The organism is Roseateles sp. GW821-FHT09G03 (genome assembly GCF_059416045.1).
In genome coordinates this window covers 554,276-570,392 of the sequence record NZ_JBWKOK010000004.1, presented here as the reverse complement: position 1 = coordinate 570,392, position 16,117 = coordinate 554,276, and the positions used below count along the sequence as shown (strand labels likewise).

The 16,117-nt window shown below is 68.0% G+C and carries 20 protein-coding genes; 5 read left to right on the top strand and 15 right to left on the bottom strand.

Translation table 11 applies throughout. The features are described from left to right. Position 1: 1 nt before the first annotated feature. Positions 2-955, bottom strand: a complete 954-nt coding sequence (locus tag AC07OZ_RS18205; RefSeq protein ID WP_495468485.1) for an MBL fold metallo-hydrolase — start codon at positions 953-955, stop codon at positions 2-4. Positions 956-1,085: 130 nt separating this feature from the next. Here AC07OZ_RS18205 and AC07OZ_RS18200 point away from each other — a divergent pair, with 130 nt between their 5' ends. Both AC07OZ_RS18200 and AC07OZ_RS18195 read left to right on the top strand, forming a co-directional pair. Beyond that, on the top strand, positions 1,086-1,979 hold the full coding sequence (locus AC07OZ_RS18200; protein ID WP_495468484.1) for an IclR family transcriptional regulator: 894 nt from the start codon (positions 1,086-1,088) through the stop codon (positions 1,977-1,979). 284 nt (positions 1,980-2,263) lie between these two features. Beyond that, positions 2,264-3,055, top strand: a complete 792-nt coding sequence (locus AC07OZ_RS18195; RefSeq protein WP_495468483.1) for a CPBP family glutamic-type intramembrane protease — start codon at positions 2,264-2,266, stop codon at positions 3,053-3,055. Between the two features lie 97 nt (positions 3,056-3,152). Here the strand turns inward: AC07OZ_RS18195 and AC07OZ_RS18190 are convergent, their stop codons facing one another. Continuing rightward, complete coding sequence (locus AC07OZ_RS18190; protein ID WP_495468482.1) at positions 3,153-3,506, bottom strand: VOC family protein; 354 nt, start codon at positions 3,504-3,506, stop codon at positions 3,153-3,155. 17 nt (positions 3,507-3,523) lie between these two features. Continuing rightward, on the bottom strand, positions 3,524-3,922 hold the full coding sequence (locus tag AC07OZ_RS18185; protein WP_495468481.1) for a GFA family protein: 399 nt from the start codon (positions 3,920-3,922) through the stop codon (positions 3,524-3,526). Between AC07OZ_RS18185 and AC07OZ_RS18180 the strand changes: the two genes are divergently transcribed. After that, complete coding sequence (locus tag AC07OZ_RS18180; protein ID WP_495468480.1) at positions 3,911-4,339, top strand: hypothetical protein; 429 nt, start codon at positions 3,911-3,913, stop codon at positions 4,337-4,339. The genes AC07OZ_RS18185 and AC07OZ_RS18180 overlap by 12 nt on opposite strands. 63 nt (positions 4,340-4,402) lie before the next feature. After that, the gene (locus AC07OZ_RS18175) at positions 4,403-4,927 is read left to right on the top strand and encodes a hypothetical protein (RefSeq protein WP_495468479.1); all 525 of its coding nucleotides are present in this window, start codon (positions 4,403-4,405) and stop codon (positions 4,925-4,927) included. A gap of 3 nt (positions 4,928-4,930) precedes the next feature. Here AC07OZ_RS18175 and AC07OZ_RS18170 read toward each other — a convergent pair whose 3' ends face one another. The 6 genes from AC07OZ_RS18170 to AC07OZ_RS18145 all read right to left on the bottom strand — a co-directional run bounded on the left by AC07OZ_RS18170 (position 4,931) and on the right by AC07OZ_RS18145 (position 10,776). Next, positions 4,931-5,722 carry a tellurite resistance TerB family protein gene (locus AC07OZ_RS18170; RefSeq protein ID WP_495468478.1) on the bottom strand — a complete coding sequence of 264 codons (792 nt, stop codon included), beginning with the start codon at positions 5,720-5,722 and terminating at the stop codon, positions 4,931-4,933. Between the two features lie 148 nt (positions 5,723-5,870). After that, entirely contained in the window at positions 5,871-6,971 is a 1,101-nt protein-coding gene (locus AC07OZ_RS18165; RefSeq protein WP_495468477.1) for a tetratricopeptide repeat protein, read from the bottom strand. 9 nt (positions 6,972-6,980) lie between these two features. Further along, entirely contained in the window at positions 6,981-8,303 is a 1,323-nt protein-coding gene (locus AC07OZ_RS18160) for an NRAMP family divalent metal transporter (RefSeq protein WP_495468476.1), read from the bottom strand. An 82-nt stretch (positions 8,304-8,385) separates the two neighbouring features. After that, positions 8,386-9,177, bottom strand: a complete 792-nt coding sequence (locus tag AC07OZ_RS18155) for a sulfatase-like hydrolase/transferase (protein ID WP_495468554.1) — start codon at positions 9,175-9,177, stop codon at positions 8,386-8,388. A 5-nt stretch (positions 9,178-9,182) separates the two neighbouring features. Continuing rightward, positions 9,183-10,028, bottom strand: a complete 846-nt coding sequence (locus tag AC07OZ_RS18150; RefSeq protein WP_495468475.1) for a sulfatase-like hydrolase/transferase — start codon at positions 10,026-10,028, stop codon at positions 9,183-9,185. Positions 10,029-10,080: 52 nt separating this feature from the next. Further along, the gene (locus AC07OZ_RS18145) at positions 10,081-10,776 is read right to left on the bottom strand and encodes an arylesterase (RefSeq protein WP_495468474.1); all 696 of its coding nucleotides are present in this window, start codon (positions 10,774-10,776) and stop codon (positions 10,081-10,083) included. On the opposite strand from AC07OZ_RS18145, the gene AC07OZ_RS18140 reads away from it, so the two are divergent. Next, positions 10,775-11,470 (top strand): ABC transporter ATP-binding protein, encoded by a 696-nt coding sequence (locus tag AC07OZ_RS18140; RefSeq protein ID WP_495468473.1) that lies wholly within the window; start codon positions 10,775-10,777, stop codon positions 11,468-11,470. The two genes, AC07OZ_RS18145 and AC07OZ_RS18140, sit on opposite strands and share 2 nt — an antisense overlap. A 4-nt stretch (positions 11,471-11,474) precedes the next feature. Here the strand turns inward: AC07OZ_RS18140 and AC07OZ_RS18135 are convergent, their stop codons facing one another. The 6 genes from AC07OZ_RS18135 to AC07OZ_RS18110 form a co-directional block, all read right to left on the bottom strand. Next, entirely contained in the window at positions 11,475-12,035 is a 561-nt protein-coding gene (locus AC07OZ_RS18135; protein ID WP_495468472.1) for a DUF2062 domain-containing protein, read from the bottom strand. 121 nt (positions 12,036-12,156) lie between these two features. Further along, on the bottom strand, positions 12,157-12,954 hold the full coding sequence (locus tag AC07OZ_RS18130; RefSeq protein ID WP_495468471.1) for a peptidylprolyl isomerase: 798 nt from the start codon (positions 12,952-12,954) through the stop codon (positions 12,157-12,159). 69 nt (positions 12,955-13,023) lie between these two features. Beyond that, positions 13,024-13,368 carry a BolA family protein gene (locus AC07OZ_RS18125; protein ID WP_495468470.1) on the bottom strand — a complete coding sequence of 115 codons (345 nt, stop codon included), beginning with the start codon at positions 13,366-13,368 and terminating at the stop codon, positions 13,024-13,026. Then, positions 13,365-14,015 carry a septation protein A gene (locus AC07OZ_RS18120; RefSeq protein WP_495468469.1) on the bottom strand — a complete coding sequence of 217 codons (651 nt, stop codon included), beginning with the start codon at positions 14,013-14,015 and terminating at the stop codon, positions 13,365-13,367. Before AC07OZ_RS18120 ends, AC07OZ_RS18125 begins: the two co-directional genes overlap by 4 nt. 25 nt (positions 14,016-14,040) lie before the next feature. After that, complete coding sequence (gene msrB / locus AC07OZ_RS18115; RefSeq protein WP_495136511.1) at positions 14,041-14,496, bottom strand: peptide-methionine (R)-S-oxide reductase MsrB; 456 nt, start codon at positions 14,494-14,496, stop codon at positions 14,041-14,043. Beyond that, the gene (locus AC07OZ_RS18110; protein WP_495468468.1) at positions 14,493-16,052 is read right to left on the bottom strand and encodes a protein adenylyltransferase SelO; all 1,560 of its coding nucleotides are present in this window, start codon (positions 16,050-16,052) and stop codon (positions 14,493-14,495) included. Before AC07OZ_RS18110 ends, msrB begins: the two co-directional genes overlap by 4 nt. Between the last annotated feature and the right edge of the window lie 65 nt (positions 16,053-16,117).

The following is a 16,117-nucleotide window of genomic DNA, read 5'->3' as shown; positions in this document are numbered from 1 at the left end:
CTCAGCCTTCGAGCGTCTGCCACATGTCCTGATCGCGCTGCGCGGTCCAGATGCGCGGATCGCGGAACTGGGTGACCTCGTCATAGCAGCGCGTGACGTCGAAGGGCATGCAGTGGTCGAAGATGACCCAGTGGCCGTACTTCTGCTTCATGACGGCGTAGGTGTCCTTGTAGACGGCGTTGAGCTCCTTGCCCGCGGCGACGCCGGCCTTCACCGAGTCATGCAGATCGGCGATGAAGCTGCGCGTGCCGGCCAATCCCTGCGCGACGGATTCGGGCGTGGTCAGCGCGGCGCCGCGTCCAGGGACGAGCGCGCTGGGCTTGAGCGCGGCCAGGTTGTCGAGAGTCTGCGGCCAGTCGCTGAAGTACGCGTCGCCGGCATACGGCGTGGCGTCGAACTCGACCAGATCGCCGGAGAAGAGGATCTTCTGCTCCGGCAGCCACGCGACGGTGTCGCCCTTCGTGTGTCCGCGTCCGAGCTGCAGCAGCTGCACCTCGAGCTTGCCGAGCCACACGCTCATTGCGCCCTGGAAGGTGATGGTCGGCCAGGTGAGCCCCGCCGGCACCGATTCGACATTGCGGAACAGCCGCGGGAAGCGGCCGATCTCGCTGGCCTTGTCCTGTTCGCCGCGCTCGACGATGAGGTCGTAGGTATCGCGGCTGGCGATGATGTGCTCGGGCTCATACGCCGAGGCGCCCAGCACGCGCACCGCGTGGTAGTGGCTCATCACGACGTACTTGATGGGCTTGTCGGTGACCTCGCGGATGCGACGGATCACATCCTGCGCCATCACGGGCGTGGCCTGGGTGTCGATGACCATCACCGCGTCGTCGCCAATGATGATCCCGGTGTTGGGGTCGCCCTCGGCCGTGTAGGCATAGGCGTTGTCGCTGAGCTTGACGAAGGAGACCTGCTTCTCCTCGACGTCGGCGTGGCTGGCGAACTGCTTGGTCATGGCGTGTCCCGGGCGTTGGCTGAGGGGGAGGGATGGGGGAAGGCGGGGTGCTGAAGAAATTCAGCAAAACGGAATTCGTTTGTTGGATGCAAATATAGCTGTGTCGCTGAATTCGTTCAACAATAGCGAAATGACCATGCCAGACATCGCCGACGACGCGCCGGATGCCAACGATCGCGAGGAGCCCAATGAGCGGGACGACCGGGACGAACGGGACGACCGCGAGGATAGGCGCGGCATCCAGAGCATCGAGGTGGGCGGCCGGCTGCTGAAGGCGGCGGCGGCGCGCGGCCAGCCGCTGCCCTTGAAGGCCCTGTCGCAGGCGGCGGAGATGAGTCCGGCGAAGGCGCATCCCTACCTGGTGAGCTTCTGCAAGCTCGGGTTGATGCGGCAGGACGCGGCGACGGGCTACTACGGCCTGGGCCCGCTGGCGATGGAGATGGGCCTGATCGGCATGCGGCAGATCGACCCGATCCGGCTGGCGACGGCGCGGCTGGAGGCGCTGGCCGAGGAGATCGGCCACACGGTGGCGATCGCGGTGTGGGGCTCGCAGGGCGCGACGATCGTGCGCACGGCGGCCTCGCCGGCGGCGGTGCACGTGACGATGCGGCACGGGACGGTGGTGTCGCTGTCGGACACCGCGTCAGGGCCGCTGTTCGCGGCCTACCGGCCGGAGGCGGAGATCAAGGCGATGCTCGCGGAAGCGCGCCGCAAAGGCCCTGCCGACCTCGCGCGCGTGGGGCCGCACGACCGGCCGCGGGAACTGCCGACGTGGGCGGCGTTCTCAGCGACCCTGGCGGAGATCCGCGGCCGCGTGCTGCACCGCTCGGTGGGCGGGATCGTCGAGGGCGTCAGCGCGCTGGCCGTGCCGGTCTTCGACAGCGACGCACAGATGGCGCTGGCGCTGACGGCGATCGGGCCGTCGGGGGCATTCGATGCGGCATGGGACGGTGCGGTCGCGCGTGGGCTCACCGGCGCGGCGACCGCGTTGATGCGCGAGATCGGCGGACGCTTCCCTGGCTGAGGCTTGATCTGTACACGACGTGTGTACGGCGTCCAGCCGCGGCGGCAGGTCCGCTTCCGGCTGACTGCTGCAGTTCAAGCCTGGAAATTTGCAGCCTGTCGGCGAGCGGTGGGTTCTGGTCTGCGAATCGGGCAGAGTGCCTGAACCATCGATTCACCGCGCAGCCGCTGCGTCGCACCATGGACCTTCCCGGTATGAGACGAGAGGCAGCTGTGTCGCCCACGAGCCTTGCGCCGTGGGTTCAGCGTGTCGGCACATCCACCGCGGGGACTTGGCTCGCCGCGTTGCTGTTCATCGCTCTCCCTTTCGTTGCAGCGAACGTCGGCACGAAACTCTTCATGCCCGATCCGAGCCTGCGAGAGTGGCGCAATCTGATCAAGGCGCTGGTCCTCGTCGCCGGGTACTGGGCTTACGTCCGTTGCTGGGAACGACGACCCGCGCGGGAGCTTTCCGCCTCAGGGGCTGGAGCCGAACTTCTCGCCGGCTTGCTGCTGGGCGGCCTGCTCTTCTCCTGCGTCGTGGCCATCCTGACGGTCCTGGGAGCGTATTCGCTGGAGACCGTGGGAACGTTCGGCGAGCTTCGCGCGGTGCTGGCGAGCATGGTGCCAAAGATCGCAGCCGGCGCGCTGATCGAGGAGCTGCTGTTCCGGCTCGTGCTGCTGCGCCTGCTGGAGCGTTCCTTTGGCATCGCCTGGGCGCTGGCGGTTTCCAGCCTCCTCTTTGGCCTGGCCCACTTGGGCAATGCGGGAGCGACACCAATGATCGGAGTCTTGCTCGGGTTGGAACTCGGTCTGCTGTTTGGAGCGGCCTACCTGCTGACCCGGCGGATCTGGTTGTGCACCGCGCTGCACTTCGCCTGGAACTTCGTGCAGGGGGCCGTCTTTTCAATCGCGGTCTCCGGTCAGTCGGGGGACTCCTGGCTCCACGGCACACTGACTGGCCCCGCCTGGCTGTCCGGCGGTGCCTTTGGCGCCGAAGGCTCCGTTGTGGCGGTCGTTCTCTGCCTGGCGATGACAGGCGTCCTGCTGAAGCTCGCGTACCGGCGCGGCCGATTCGACAGCACCGCTGGCTCATGATCCTGGGCAGGTCGTTCCCTCGCCAGCTTGAATGGCCCCTGCATCCTCGCGTCGACCCCCGAGCCCTGTTCGCTTCGCTTCGAACAGATCGCTCTGCTCATCCGACGTGCTGAAGGATGTTGACGAGCGTCCCGACGGGATCCCGCACGTAGAAGCGTCGAACGCCCCATGGTTCGATGACAGGGCCGTACTCGACGGGGATGTCAGCCTCATGGACCCGGCGGAGCGCTTCCTCGAGATCGTCGACTTCAATGGATAGCGCCGGCACCGGCGTCCCGGCGCCACCCTCGGTGGCGATGCTCAGTTGCACCGTCATCGCCTGGTCGCCCGAATAGGTCCGTATCCAGCCATGGTCCATCGCGAGTTCCAGTCCGAGCACGTGACGATAGAAGTCGTCCACGGCGGACGGTTCGCGTGCGGCGATGTTGGCGACGATGCGTTTGACCTGCATGGGTTGTTCGTGTCCGGTCACTGTTGCGGCGAAGCAGGCACGTCGCCGAGCGCTTCCGTCCACCCTGCAGCCGAGTGCGTCCAGATCTGCCGCGAAGGCCGCAACTGATCTCGCTCCTCCAGACATCCGAGCCGGAGCACCGCATGCGTCGGGTTCTCCGCCGCGGCGCCATACAACGCCGTGCCGCAGTCGGGACAGAACACCTGCGCGCGCCGGTTCCCGCTCTGCGCGACCTTCACATAGGTCTTGGGCGTTCCGGAGATCTCGAAGGTCTCCATCGGCGCCGAGATGACCGCGCGGTACGGCGCGCCGGACAGGATCTGGCAGTCGTCGCAATGGCACACGACGACTTGGGTCGGATCGACGTCGCCGGTGAATCGGATGGCGCCGCAGTGGCAGGAACCATGGACTTTCATGACGGCCGTTTTTCGAAGTTCTGGCACGACGCAGTCTATGCCGCCGTCTCGATCTTTCCGCTTGGAAGTCGGCATCGACGCCAGCAGGTCCGGGCGCGGCAGGCCCTGATGTCGATACAGTCGGATCAAAGGGAAACCGTGGGAGATGACGGAGTGATGGATCCGAAGGGGGCGACCTGCCCGGGCATGACGCGGCGCACGTTCGGCCTGGCGATGACTGCCGTTGCGGCGGCGGGATGCGGACGCAAGGAGCAGCCGCGCGCGGCGCCTCTGCCAGACTCCCCGACCGTGGCGCACGCGCGGCGGTTTGCCGAGCGGCACCTGCCCGAGGCCCGCCTGCCTCTGATGCTCCAGCAGGCGCGGGAGGTCGAGCGGGATTTTTCCACCGGCCTCATACGCACCCGCATCAACGGGTAGGTCTATGAATGGCCGGCGAATTTCTCTAGCTTCAAGGCGCGGTCGGAGTTCAAGAAGTTCGCCGTGCCGGGCACCGACCGCTTCGAGCTCCCGTCCGAGGGGCGCAAGGGCATCGGCGGCCTGACCTTCTTCTGGCCCACGCTCGAGGGCTACTCGCTGGAGAACTGGGTCGACGACTCGGATCGGCGCAGGATCGGATCCCTGTCATTCAGCGTCCATGAGAAAGACCTGCCGATGACGACGGAGCAGGTGATGGAACGCCTTCACAGCTTCGGCGCGATCGAAGCGACGCCGGGCGTCTCCCGGTTCGGGCTCAGCGGCTACCGGTGGAACGGGCCCGACGGCAGCTTCAAGGACCAGGTCGAATGGATCGGCCGGCGGGAGGATGGCGGGCTGTTCCACATGCGCAGCCACCACCCCGATGGTCCGGGCGCCCGCGAGCTCTTCTTTCCGCAATGCTCCGTGGAGATGGTCGAACCCGACACCGGGGAGGAAGTCAGCTACCGGTACTCCCTCGATCTCCTCGAACACTGGCGCGAGATCGAGCACGGGACGCGCCGCCTCATCCACTCCTGGCGGAAGACCTGACGGTCAGCCTTGCGCGAGCGCCTGCGCCTCCAGCTGTGACTTCAGGCCCTCCGGCAGCTTCAACTGCCGGGCCAGTTCGTCGAGGTAGGCGCGCTCCATGTAGCTGGTCTCGTCGACCATCAGCAGGCTTGCGAGGTACATCTCGGAGGCGATCTCTGGCGTCGTCGCGGCCTGCGCGACCGCCGCCGGATCGAGCGGGCGACGCAGCGCATCCTCCTGCCAGCGTTGCAACTCGGGATCGTCCGCCACGCGGCTGAGCGCCTGCTCGATCAGTTCGCGCTCGCGGTCGTCCAGATGGCCGTCGGCCTTGGCCGCCGCGATCATCGCCAGCAGCACGGCACGGCTGTGTTCCTCGGCCTCGTCCTGCGGCACACGGTCCAGCGTGCGCGGCTCCGCCGTCAGACTGGCTTGCGGCGACGACGTCGACCCCGGCGCCTGTGCCTGACCCGTCGTCTGCCCTTGCGCCTGCTGCTGCGCCTGCCACGCGGTGTAGGCCTTGTAGGCCATCAGGCCGAGCGCCGCGATGCTGCCGTACTTCAGCGCCTTGCCGCCGTAGCTGCGTCCGCGCTTGCTGCCGAGCAAAGCACCCAGGACGCCGGCCACGCCCGCGCCTGCGCCGATCTTTCCAAGGTCACCGAGGTTGCCCAGATTGCCAAGGCCGCCCAGGTTGCCGAGGTTGCCCAACCCACCGAGTCCGCCAAGCCCGCTCGGGCCGCCTCGGCCCGGCACGCCGCCGCCTGCAAGCAGGTCGCGACCCGATCTCAGCAGTTGATCCAGAAGTCCATGCGCACTCATCGCCAGCCCCTTTCAACGCGGTAGAAGAGTCTGTCAGTTGAGGGCATCGGGGGACATCCCCAAGTCCGATCGGCCTGTCGATGGATTCGGTCGGGCCGGCTTGTTCAGCAGGAGTCTCGGTGCTAGCGATGTCGCAGCTTGCCAGGCTTCACGAGGAGCCCGGCACCAGCGAAAACATGTGCGCATCCCACGCCTTTCCATCGACGCCGCGGATGCGATTGCGCAGCAGCCCTTCGTAATGCGCGCCGCAGCGCCGCGCCACGGCGAGGCTCGGTTCATTGCCGTCGGCGACCACGATCTCCACGCGCATCAGCTGGAGCTTCCCGAACGCATGCCGGCTCAGCGCACGCACCGCCGACGAGGCCGCGCCCTGGCCCTCCCACGACGAGCGCACCCAGTAGCCGAGGTTGCAGAACGGATGCACCGCATGCAAGGAGTTGAGCCCGCCGCCGCCGACGAAGTCCCCGGTCTCGCGGTCGAAGATGCCGAACTCGTAGCTGGTGCCGCTCTGCCAGCCACGCGCGCAGTGGGCTAGCCACTCGGCGCCTTCCGTGGCGGAGAAATCCGCGTGCGCCCATTTCATCCAGCGGCCGATGGACACATGCGACTCGCGCACCGCCGCGACGAAGTCCGGCAGGTCGGCGGGCCGGTAGGGCCGCAGCAAGAAGCGGCCTTCAATCAGCTCAACACGCGGCGCACCGGGTGCGGCGACGGCGCCGTCGTCCCACACCTCGCCGGCAAGCTGCTTCGCGCAGGCCAGCATCGAGCGGTTGTAGCGCGAGAGGCGCGGCGCGAGCGCGGCCAGCGCGAGCCCGGCCGCCTCGTTCCCCCGTCCTTGCGCAGCGTAGGTGAGCGAAAGGATCGCGCGCGCCTCGTCATGCAGCGGACGGTCGTTGCCCGGCTGCATGTGATGCGTGAGTTCGCCGACGAGCAGCGCCTCGCTCTCGTCGAGACGCTTCAACCAGCGCAGCGTGCTGCCGAGCTGGATGACCGCGCGCGTGCGGCGGTAGGGATCGAGCGCCCCGGTCTCCAGCGCCGCGCGGTAGAGCGGCTCCGCGTCCGCTTCGAGGCCCGCGGTGTCGCGGGCACAGGCCCGTTCGAAGAGGGCTCGCGCATCGTCGTCGGGACGCTCGGCGGCGAGCGCATCGATCTCGTCGACGATCTGTGCGCCGGTGAGATCCGGCGCGCGTCGCCAGACATCATCGATGCGCAGGGTCCAGTCGACATGGTGCGGGGCGGGGGCGGTCATCGGGGCAGTCTAGCGACTACCCCCGAAAGTGCTGGAAGTCTGCAGCACGATCATCGCGATCGTGGCCGCGGCCATTGCCGCGGTCGCCAGCCAGCCGAGCACGCGCCACAACGGCGGCATGCGCATCTCGCCGACGATCTTGCGGTGCGACGCCGCGACCATCACCGCGATCATGATCGGCACCGAGATCACCGCGTTGATGACGGCAGACCAGTACAGCGCCTTGATCGGATTGAGGCCCGAGAGGCTGACCGCGAGCCCGATCAGCATCGCGCCGCTCAGGATCGTGTAGAACACCTTGGCGGATTGCACTGGCCGGTCCAGTCCGCGTCGCACGCCGGCGAGCGTGGCGACCGCGTACGCCGCCGATCCCGCGAGCACCGGCAGCGCGAGGAAGCCCGTGCCCACGATGCCGGCCGCGAAGAGCACGAACGCAAAGTCGCCCGCGATCGGCTTGAGCGCCTGCGCAGCCTGCGCGGTGGTCTCGATGTCGCGCACGCCGTGCGCATGCAGCGCCGCGGCGGTCGCGACGATCATGAAGAACGCAATCGCGTTGGAGAAGCCCATGCCCACCAGCGTGTCGGTGCGCAGCCGGCGGAACTGGACCGCCGCCTGCTCGGGCGCGACAGCGAGCGGGCGGTCGGCATCGATGCGGCGGATCTCCTCGGCCTCCTGGCTGGCCTGCCAGAAGAAGAGGTAGGGGCTGATCGTCGTGCCGAGGATCGCGACGACCGTGGTCGTGTACTCGCGGTCCCAGTGCATGGCCGGCAGCACCAGCGATTTCAGCGCGAGCACCCAGTCCGCCTGCGCCGCGAAGCCGACGCCGACGTAGGCCAGCAGCGTCAGCGTCAGCCACTTCAGCAGCTTCACGTAGCGCTCGTAGGGCAGCCAGATCTGCAGCAGCAGTGAGAGCAGCGCCATGGCGACGACGAAGGCCCCGGGCGGTCCGCCGACGGCCAGGTGCATCGCGTCGCCCATCGCGCTGAGATCGGCGCCGAGGTTGATCACGTTGGCGACGACCAGCAGCGAGACCAGTCCGAAGACCAGCCAGCGCGGACAGAGTTTGGAGAAGTTCTCGGTGAGGCCCTTGCCGGTGATGCGGCCGATGCGCGCGCTGGCGAGCTGGATGCCGACCATCAGGGGGAAGGTGACGAGGATCGTCCAGCCCACGCTGTAGCCGTATTGCGCGCCGGCCTGCGAGTAGGTGGCGATGCCGCTCGGGTCGTCGTCGGCCGCGCCGGTGATCAGGCCGGGGCCGAGCTTGGTCCACCAAGGGGCGCTGACGGGGTCCTTGTCGGCCCGGGCCGCGGCGTCACTGTCGATTCGATCCATGCCGGGCTCCTGGTTTGCAGGAGCACAGGCAAGCGCAATGCCCGCGCAGCATCCGTCCGATTGCTGGCGCGGCGTCCGTCGGCTATTGCTCGAAGCGCACGTTCTTGACGGGGAGCTCCGGCGCTTCCCACGCGTAAGCGGGATGGAGCACATTGCGCTCGTCCCGCATGCCGGGCCAGCGGAGCTGCATCAGCTCGGCGAGCGTCCAGCCGGCCCAGTCGGCGCGGAACGGCCGCGAGGCCGACGACGCATCGAAGCCCGATCCGCTGCGCCACAGCAGCGCGGGAATGCGGTAGCCGGAGGCCGTGCCCGGACTGTGGCCCGCATGGTCGAGGCTGTGTCCGACCTCCTGGCCGTGATCCGACAGGAACATCCACGCGCCGCGCCCGCCCGCCGGCAGGTGATCCCGCGTGAGCCGCAGCGTCCGCGCGACGATGCGGTCGTGATAGTGGATGGCGGAGTCGTAGTCCTGCCGGAACTCGCGCACCCAGGCGGCGCGACCGTCGCGTGCCATCGCGGAGTCCACGGCATCGCCGTCGTCATCGTCGAACGGATGCTCGCCCGGCGGCATGCGCAGCCGGTAGTGCGGATGTGCTCCCAGCAGGTGCACCACCACCAGCTTGCGCGGCGCGGGATCGGAAAGGGCCTGTTCGACCTCGTCCAGCAAGTCCTCGTCGAGCGAGACCGACGAACGTCCCGGCTGCCGGTTGATCATCTCCACGATGTCGGCCAGCCGCGCATGCTGCTGGTCGACGGCCACGTCGTCATGATTGCTCACCCACCAGACCTTGTAGCCGGCGCTTTTCGCCAGCGCGATCAGGTGTTGCGTGCTGCCGGCGGGATCGTCCTCGTCACGCTCGCCGAAGCTGAACAGACCGCTCAGCGACGCGACCGTCGTCGCCTGTGTCGACCAGGCGTGCGCAGTGTCAGCAGCCGGGTCCGCTCCTCGTCGCGCAACGCGATCAGTTCCGGCGTCGTCGGGCGCGCGTAGCCATAGAGGCTCATGTTGTCGCGGTTCACGCTCTCGCCCAGCACGAGCACCACCGTCGACGGCGTGCCCGTCGCCATCGTGGGTGCCGCCGCGCGGGCGTTGCGCATGAGTTGCTCGCGCTGGACCTGCTGGTCCGCCCAGTTCGCGCGCAGATCCGCGACCTGCTGCGTCCAGGCGGGCCAGAACAGCAGCGGATGATGGCGGCGCCAGGGCTTGCTCAAGTGGGCGAGGGCGCAGACGGTCAGCAGCACGAGCAGCGTGATGCGCGCGCCTCGCGAAAGCGCCGCCTGATCGCCGCTCGCCCGCGTCGCGAGCGTGATCGCGACGCCGGTGAGCGCGAGCATCCCGATCAACGCGGCGGCGGCGAGTGCCATCGCGGGTACCTGCGAGGTGAGGTACTCGATCGACTCGCGCGGCGTCGTGTTCGCCGCCGCGGCGAGCACGAGCGAGCTGTCCGGCGCGGCCTGGTACTGGTTCTGCAGGAAGGCGCGCACGGCGCCGTCGACGAGGAAGGCCGAGATCACGACGAAGGCCGTGGCCCAGCGCAACCGGCGCCAGGCGCGGCGCTCGATCGGCCACGGCAGCCACAGCAGCACGGGGAGGGCGAGCCATGCGACCTGCGCCGCACGACGGCTGTCGTGGCCCGCCAGCACCGCGCCGGCGCAGGCGAGCGCGAGCAGGCTCATGGCGCCCCAGCGCAGCAGCGCGGGACGCCTGGAAATGGAATCGGACATCAGGCCGGGAGAGGAAGAAGAGGGAGCGAAGGCGCGCAGTCTACGCACCCGCTCACAACATCGGCCGCAACACCTTCCAGACGTTGTCCAGCATCAGCGGATGCGCCTTGGCCAGCGGGTGGATGCGATCGCCCTGGAACCATTCGGCCATGTCCGGCCGATCGGCCACGCCGGCCAGCAGGAAGGGCTGCAGCGGCACCTTCTCCTCCTGTGCGACGGTCCTGAAGCTGCCCTCGAAGTCCCGCGCGTAGCTCGCGCCCATGTTGGGCGGGATCTGCATGCCGATCAGCAGCACCTTCGCGCCCGCGTCCTTGCCGGCCTGCACCATCGCCTTCAGGTTCTCGCGGGTCATCTTCAGCGGCAGGCCGCGCAGCGCGTCGTTGCCGCCGAGCTCGATGATCAGGTGCGTCGGACGATGCTGCTTCAGCAGCGCCGGCAGCCGCGAGCGTCCGCCCGAGGTCGTGTCGCCGCTGATGCTGGCGTTGATCACCTCGGCGCCCAGCTTCTGCGCCTTCAGCCGCTGGTCCAGCAGCGCGACCCAGCCGCTGCCGCGGGCCAGGCCGTACTCGGCCGAGAGACTGTCGCCCAGCACGACGATGCGCCGTGATGCTGCGCTCGCCGTCGCCCCCGCTTCGGTGCGGCCTTGCGCCGCGACAGGTCCGGCCAGGACCCCCGCCGCGACGAGGGTCGCGACACAGGCGCTACAGTGCAACATCCATTCACGGCGGCGCATCTGCGGTTGATTCATGGTTCAGAACATCCTCGAAGTCGATCACGTCAGCAAGTCGGTCCAGGATGCCGACGGCGTGCTGACCATTCTGCATGACATCAATTTCCAGCTGCAGGCGCGGGAGTCCGTCGCCATCGTCGGGGCCTCGGGCTCGGGCAAGAGCACGCTGCTGTCCATCCTCGCGGGCCTGGACACGCCCTCCGAAGGCACGGTGCGCCTGCGGGGGCAGGACATGTTCGTGCTCGACGAAGACGGCCGCGCCGCGCTGCGTGGGGAACATCTGGGGTTCGTGTTCCAGAGTTTCCAGCTGCTTTCTCATCTGACGGCGTTGGAGAACGTCATGCTCCCGCTTGAACTGCGCGGTGAGCGTGATGCGCGGGCGCAGGCCAGGCTCATGCTGGAACGCGTGGGACTCGGGCAGCGGCTGTCGCACTACCCGCGCGTGCTGTCGGGCGGCGAGCAGCAGCGCGTCGCGCTCGCTCGCGCCTTCGTGCAGCAACCCGCGCTGCTGCTGGCCGATGAGCCCACCGGCAGCCTCGACTACGCCACCGGCGAGCAGGTCATGGCGTTGATGTTCGAACTCAACCGGGAACTCGGGACGACGCTGGTCATGGTCACCCACGACCAGAGCATCGCGGCGCGTTGTGAGCGGCAGCTGAAGATCTCGGCAGGGCACCTTCAGGACATCACGATGGCGGATCTGCCAGCGTGAGGCGTCAAGCGCGCATCGCGCGCTCGCGCAGACGCCTTCTGCGCTCGTAACGGATCACGGCCCACCAGCCGATGTAGACGATGACGTAGAGGGCCAGGCCGAGCAGGACGCCCGCGAGCGGCAGGCCCACCAGCAGCGGCGTGCCCAGCTCGGAGAGCCATTGGCTCAGGGCGTGCCACCAGCTCGTCGGATCGCTCCAGTTCAGCGCCAGTTCCTTCGGCGCGGAGATCGGACCATGGATGCCCAGCACCTGGCGGCCCAGGAAGATCGCCAGCGTCCAGATCGGCACCAGCGTCAACGGATTCGTCAGCCAGGTCGCGGCGATCGCGGCGGCGACGTTGGCCCGGCACACGATCGCGACCACGGCCGCCAGCAGCATCTGGGTCGGCAACGGGATCACGCCCACGGCCAGTCCCAAGCCCGCGCCCAGGGCCACGCGGCGGCGATGCGCCACCCACAGCCAGGGCCGTTCCCGCAAATAGAGGCCCAGCCACTTCAGCCCCTTGGTCTGTTCCAGGGACTCGGGCGAGGGCAGCAGTCGGCGGGCAAGTCGGGAAGCCGTCATGGGGGCGTCAGCGTAGGCGTCATAGGAGCTTCAAGGAAGCTTCAGATGTGAAAAGCCCGCGCGGCTGACCTGCAGCGGCGCGGGCTCTGAACAGTACAGCAAAGACTGTTCGGATCGGCGATCAGTTCTGGGAGAACTTGAAGTCGGTCTTGGCCTTGGTCCGCAGTTCTTCCTGGAAGTCCGCGACCTTCTGCTGCTGCATGCGCTGCACGATCTGGCCCTTGACGTCGTCGAAGGCCGGGAACTGCGCCTGACGGGTCTCTTCCAGCTTGATGATGTGATAGCCGAACTGCGACTTCACCGGCTCCTGCGTCATCTCGCCGGCCTTCAGCTTGCCCAGGGCAGCGCTGAATTCAGGCACGTAGGCGTCCGGCGCGGACCAGCCCAGGTCGCCGCCGTTCTGGGCGGAACCGGTGTCCTTGGAGTTCTTGGTCGCGAGGTCCTCGAACTTCGCGCCGCCGTTCAGCTGCTTGACCAGCGCCTTGGCGTCTTCTTCCTTCTCCACCAGGATGTGGCGGGCGTGGAATTCGGTGCCGGAGGCCTGGGCCTTGAACTTGTCGTACTCGGTCTTGGCGTCGGCGTCGGTGATCGGGTTCTTCTTCGCGTAGTCGGCGAAGAGCTCACGGATCAGCAGCGACTGGCGCGCCAGTTCCATCTGGTTCTTGTAGTCGTCGGTCTTGTTCAGGCCGCGCTTCTCGGCTTCCTGCAGGAAGATCTCGCGCAGGACGACCTCTTCCTTGACCTTGGCTTCCATCTCCGGGCTGCGCGGCTGGCCACCCTTGGTGATCTGGCTGATCAGCACGTCGGCACGGGCCTTCGGCACGGGCTTGCCGTTCACGATCGCGATGTTCTGGGCGAGGGCCGGCAGGGCCACGGCGCCGATGACCGCCACGGTGGCGGCGAGCACAAACTTCTTCATGATGGGTAAAGGGCCTTTCGACTCTCGGATGAGCGTGAGCGCTCCAAAACAAAGCGCCGACACGCGGCGCTACTGAGGACCTGGTTTCTGCTGTTCGTCGGGCGCGCGAGCCTCGATGGCCAGCGCGTGAATGCCCTTCTGCATCAGATCGGCGAGGGCATCATATACGAGCCGATGCCGAGCCACCCTGGGTAAACCGGCAAAGCGCGCGCTCACGATTTCGAGGTAGTAATGACCGCCTTCGCGCGCTCCGGCGTGCCCCGCGTGGTGCGCGCTGTCGTCCCGCAGACGCAGCAGCTCGGGCGCCAGCGCGGCCCGCAGGCGGGCCTCGATCTCGACCGAGGGGGTCGCCACGGGATTCGGCGTCGCCCTCGATGCCGACGAGGGATTCCGGATGTCGTCGCCGCTGCTCATGGCTTGGGTTCCTCGGCGGGTGCCTCGGTTTCCTGCGGCAGATGGCGGCTCATGTAGAGCCCCGTGCCCAAGGTGAACAGCAGCATCAGCCCGGTTGCCCCGAAGACCTTGAAGTTGGCCCAGGTCTCCGTGGTGAACGAGTAAGCGACGTAAAGATTCGCAAAACCCAGGGCCAGGAAGAACGCGACCCAGGCCCAGTTGAGCCGTGCCCATGCGGCATCGGGCAGCGACAGCTCAGCAGCGCCCATCATCTTGCGCAGCGGGTTCTTGCCCAGGAAGACCTGACTGACGAAGAAGACCGCGGAGATGGCCCAGTACAGCATCGTCGGCTTCCACTTGATGAAGGTTTCGTTGTGGAAGTAGACGGTCGCCGCGCCGAGCGTCGCGACCAGGCCCAGGCTGATCCACAGCATCAGGTCGACCTTGCGGCCGCGCAGCTTCAGGAAGAGCACCTGCGCGATGGTCGCGAGCATGGTGACGAGGGTCGCGAGCAGCACCGGCGCCTCGGCCGGGCCGACCTTGCCGCCGGCGACCAGGAAACCGAAGTGCTCGGTGGCGAAGGCCGCTGCCCAGTCCGGCTGCCCGTCGGCGTACTTGAACGTGACGAAGAACAGCAGGAGCGGCAGGAAATCGAGCAGGAGCTTCATTCGGTCGGGGATCAGTGCGGCGCGCTCAGCGCTGGGGCTCGAAGTCTATCGCGGCGGAATTGATGCAGAAGCGCTCGCCCGTCGGTTCCGGGCCATCGGGAAAGACGTGGCCCAGGTGGGTGCCGCAGTTGTTGCAGCGCACTTCGACGCGGACCATGCCGTGCGTCGAGTCGACGACGCGCTCGACGACCTCGGCGTTGACCGGCTCGTAGTAGCTGGGCCAGCCGCAGCCGGCGTCGAACTTGGTGTCCGCCTTGAACAGCGGCGTACCGCAGCCGACGCAGTTGTAGTTCCCGGCTTCCCAGTGGTCCCAGTACTTGCCGGTGAAGGCTCGCTCGGTGGCGGCGTGGCGGGCGACCTGGTACTGGGTCGGGTCCAATTGTTCGCGCCACTCGGCATCCGTCTTCTTGACGGGGTACGCCGTGTCGCGGTCGCGATCCTGGTCGGTGGCGTCTTGGATGAACTTGTCGTAGCGGCTCATGATGAACAGGAAACCTCCAGCGTTTGCGCCCAGTCGGGCGGGAAACCGGCGTCGGACGCCAGCGCGGGCTCGTCGAACGGACGTCGCAGCACCTCGAGCAGCCGGTGCACCTCGCTGAAGTCGCCGGCCTCGGCCCGTTGGATCGCCGTCTCGGCCAGGTGATTCCTCAGAACCACTGCCGGATTGACCGCGTTCATCCGCCGGGCACGGGACTCAAGTGCGTCCACAGTCTCGATCTTCAAGCGCGCCGCGTACCGCGTCGCCCAGGCGTCGAAAACGGCGCGGTCCAGGAACAGGTCGCGAAGGCCGGTGTTCGCCGCCGCTTCCAGCGGCTGCGCCGGGTCGAAACCGGCCAGCCGGCGGTGCGCGATCGTGTAGTCGGTGTGGTGCGCGGCCAGCAGCCGCAGCCAGTCGTCGATCAGCGGGCCGTCCTCGCCGCGCTCGTCGACCTCGGCCGTGAGACCGAGCTTCGCGCGCATCGCGCCGAGCAGCGCGGCGCCGAAGCGTTCGCGGTAGATCTCGAGCGCCTCGATCAGTTCATCGCCGGCCGCTCCCGCGTCGGTCTCGATGTTCGGCATCAGCGGCAGCAGCGCCTGCGCCAGCGCATGCAGGTTCCAGAACGCGACCTGCGGCTGCCGCGCGAAGGCGTAGCGGCCCTGATGGTCCGAGTGGTTGCAGATGTGGCCCGGATCGAAACCGTCCATGAAACCGAACGGGCCGTAGTCGATGGTCAGGCCCAGCATCGACATGTTGTCGGTGTTCATCACGCCGTGCATGAAGCCGACGGCCTGCCACTGCGCGACGAGCTCCGCCGTCTGCGCGGCGACCTTGGACAGCGCGGCGGTCACCGGATTCGGCGCGTCGGCGCATTCCGGCGCGTGGTGGCGGACGAAGAAGTCGAACAGCTCGCGCGTACGGGCTTCCATGCCGTGATGCGTGAAGTGCTCGAAGTGGCCGAAGCGCAGGAAGCTGGGCGCGACGCGCGTGACGATCGCGCCGGTCTCGACGCGCTCGCGCTGCACCTTCAGCGAGGTCGAGCCGGTGATCGCGAGCGCGCGTGTCGTCGGGATGCCCAGCGCGGCCATGGCTTCGGAGCAGAGGAACTCCCGGATCGACGAACGCAGCACCGCGCGGCCGTCGCCGCGGCGCGAGTAGGGCGTGAGCCCCGCGCCCTTGAGCTGGAGTTCGAAGTGCCCGTTCGGGCCATCGACGCCGCCGAGCAGCAGCGCGCGGCCGTCCCCCAGCTGTCCGGCCCAGACGCCGAACTGATGGCCGCTGTACACCGTGGCCAGCGGCTTCATGCCGGCGAGGCGGGTGTTGCCGCTGAAGGCTTCCAATGCCGCCGGACGGGTCCACCAATCCTCGGGCCAGCCGAGCAGGGCGGCGCAATCCGGACTGGTCGCGACCCAGTGCGGGTCGGGCAATCCGGTGCCGGGGAGTTCGGTGAAGAAGTCCGGACCGAGTGTCGCGAAGCGATGGGTCCAGCGTTCAGGCTCGGCGCCTGGGAAGTCCGCGTGGAGGGCCGCGTGGAGGCCAGCGTTCAGAGGCGCATTCATCGCGTCAGTTTACCGAGCCCCTCATGGCCCTGCGGCCCACGGGGTGCAGCGCAGGCAAAGAGCGC